The organism is Streptomyces sp. UNOB3_S3 (assembly GCF_020740895.1).
In the GTDB taxonomy this organism is placed as follows: Bacteria; Actinomycetota; Actinomycetes; order Streptomycetales; family Streptomycetaceae; genus Streptomyces.
Map to the genome: position 1 here is coordinate 1 of NZ_JAILXP010000587.1, position 2,846 is coordinate 2,846.

Annotated in this window: 2 protein-coding genes; one reads left to right on the plus strand and one right to left on the minus strand. The window is 75.0% G+C overall.

The genetic code is table 11. The annotated features are described in order from the left end of the window. The coding region (locus K6I33_RS33965; RefSeq protein ID WP_229358658.1) for a TetR/AcrR family transcriptional regulator at positions 1-664 on the minus strand (664 nt) is incomplete at its 3' end. Positions 665-849: 185 nt separating this feature from the next. Between K6I33_RS33965 and K6I33_RS33970 the strand changes: the two genes are divergently transcribed. After that, positions 850-2,846: bifunctional glycosyltransferase 87/phosphatase PAP2 family protein (locus K6I33_RS33970; RefSeq protein WP_229358659.1), on the plus strand; the 1,997-nt coding region annotated here is incomplete at its 3' end.

Consider the following 2,846-nt stretch of genomic DNA (forward strand, 5'->3'; position numbering starts at 1 on the left):
CCCCACTCCCGCCCACGTCCGCCAGGACGCCGTCGAGCTGTTCCGCCGTCAGCGGCGGCGCGGGCAGGGCGGACGCGCCCTCGGCGCGCAGGCCGTCGAAGAGCAGGACGAGATGGCGGCGCCAGGAGCCGGGGGCCACGGCCGCGGCGGAGGGGACGCAGCGGCCCAGGGCGGCCAGGGCGAAGAGGAGGTCCTCGGCGACCACGTCCGGGCGCATCGCGCCCTGCTCCTGCGCGCGGCGGACGAGCGTGGCCACCGTGGTGTGGTTGTGCTCGCGCAGCGCGGCCAGGGTGGGGCCCGCCGGGATGGTCGTCGTCATCAGTTCGATAGCGCCGCGGTCGGCGGCCAGGCCCTCGAAGATCCGCTCCATGTAGGCGGTCAGCGACGCGAAGGCGTCCTCACCCGCGCGCGCCCGCTCGCCCTCGCTCATGCTCGTGCCCAGGGACTCCCCGAAGACCGCCTCGATCAGCCCCTCACGGGTGGGAAAGCGCCGGTACAGGGTGGCGTTCCCCACGCCCGCGCGACGGGCGATCTCGTCCAGGGGGACCTCCAGGCCCTGTTCGGCGAAGAGCTCCCGGGCCGCCGCGACAAGGGCCTCGCGATTGCGCCGGGCGTCCGCCCGCAGGGCCGGGGGCCGCCGTTCACTGCTGCCACTGGTGCTCATGACCGCACCCTAATGGCCCCCGGGGCGTTGGACTCAGGCCACCGCCAGGAGACCGCGGGATGTCCTGGCGGTGAGCCGCGCGTGTTCGGGACGGCTGAGCGAGGCCTCAAAAAGCCCGGCGAGCGTGACCGGACCAGGCGATCGGAGGAGCGGCGGGCGTGGCGGATGGGGAGCGGGGCGGACCGGTGAGTCCGCCGAGGGCGGGCTCGCGGACCGGCGCGGTCCTGGTGGCGCTGTGGCTGCTCGCCGGGCTGCTGGCCGTCCGTCAGACGGCTGCCGTGCTGCGGCTTCCCCCGGGACACCGGTTCACCGGCCTCGCCGACCTCGTCGGCCGGGCCGGCTGGTCCGGGGAGAACGGTGTCCCGCGCGTGCCCGGCTCCCTCTACGGCTCCGGACACGACTACCGCGGGTTCACCGGCACCCCCCTCGCCGGACTCGTCCTCAAGCCCCTCGCCGGAGCGGCCGGACACGGCCTCGGCGTCGCCTGGACGCTGGGCACCCTGCTGCTCGTCGTCGCCGTCGCCCTCGTCGCCGTCCGCGCCCTGCCCGGCGGACGCACGGGCGACGACGCGCCCCGCCGTCGTACGACGCTGCTCGCCGCGCCCGTCGCGGTCATCCTTACGGTGCTCTCCCTGCCCGTCCGCAACACCTTCACCCTCGGCCAGATCAGCGTCGTCCCGGTGCTGCTCGTCCTCCTCGGCTGCTGCCCGCCCCGGACCGCCCGGGGGCCCGGAGGACGGACGACCGGCGTCCTCGCCGGCCTCGCGGCCGCCCTCCAGCCCGCCCTGCTCCTCTTCGCCCCGCTGCTGTGGCTCACCGGCCGCCGCCGCGCCGCGCTCGGCACCGGTGCCACCTTCGCCGTCTGCACGGCGCTGGCCTGGGCGGCCCTGCCCGACGACTCCTGGACGTACTGGGTCCACCACATCGCCGGAGCCGGCCTCGGCGAGCGGCCCGACGCCCTGACCAACCAGTCCCTGCACGGTCTGTTCCTCCGCCTCGGCGCGCGCGGCCCCCTGGAGCTGACGCTCTACGCGCTGTCGGCCGCCGTCGTCGTCCGGACCGGCCTGCGCCGGGCCGCCCGCTACGCCCGCGACGGACAGCCGCTGCTCGCCACGGCCGTCACCGGCTGTGTCGCGGTCGCCGTCTCGCCCACCGCCTGGCAGCACCAGCAGCTGTGGATCCTCCTCACCGTCGTCGGCCGCGTCGGCCGCCGCCGCGCCGACCGGCTCGTCTGGCCCGTGCTCGTCGTGCTCGTCATGACGCTGACCAGCACCGTGCTCGTCCCCCCGAACCCCGTCCTCGGGCCCGTCGGCCGGCACGCGCCGCTGCTCGCCGCGCTCGCGGCCGCCTGCGCGGTGCCGTTCCTCTCCCGCTCCTCCGCGCTGTGGGACCGGCCCCTGCCCACCCCGGTCGCCGGGCCGCAGCGCGGCCGCTTCCGCTGGGTGCCGCTGCTGCGCCCCTTCAATCGCGCGCTGAACCGCCCGAACCTGCTCCTGGAGCTGATGCTGATACGGGTCGGCTACTGGGCCTACTCCTGGATCCGCGCCCAGGCCTCCGACTCGCGCGGCCTCGCGGAGTCCCACGGCCGGCAGATCCTCGGCATCGAGGAGTTCCTGCGCCTGGACGTCGAACACGGCGTCAACCACTTCGTGGCGGGCGTGGGCTGGCTCGCGGACGGCATGGACTACTACTACGGCACCTTCCACTTCCTGGTGCCGACGTGCCTGCTGGGGTATCTGTACTGGCACCGTCCGGCGACGTACCGGTGGGCGCGCACGGGTCTGGCCTTCGCGACGCTGGTGGCGCTCGCCGGCTTCTGGCTCTACCCGCTGGCGCCGCCGCGGCTGATGCCCGGCCTCGGCTTCATCGACACCGCCAACGGCCCGCAGGACCTGAACCACCCCGACTTCGGGGCGCTGACCGAGCTGTCCAACCAGTACGCGGCCATGCCCTCGCTGCACATCGGGTGGTCGCTGTGGTGCGGGGTCGTGATCGCGGTCGTGGTGCCGAGGATGTGGCTGGGGATGCGGCGGGCGAGGTGGCTGGGGATGCTGTACCCGCTGATGACGTTCTCGGTCATCGTCGGGACGGCCAACCACTATGTGCTGGACGCGGTCGGCGGGGCGCTGGTCGTGGCCGCGGGCTTCGGGATCCAGTACGTGCTGACCGGGCCGGGGCGCAT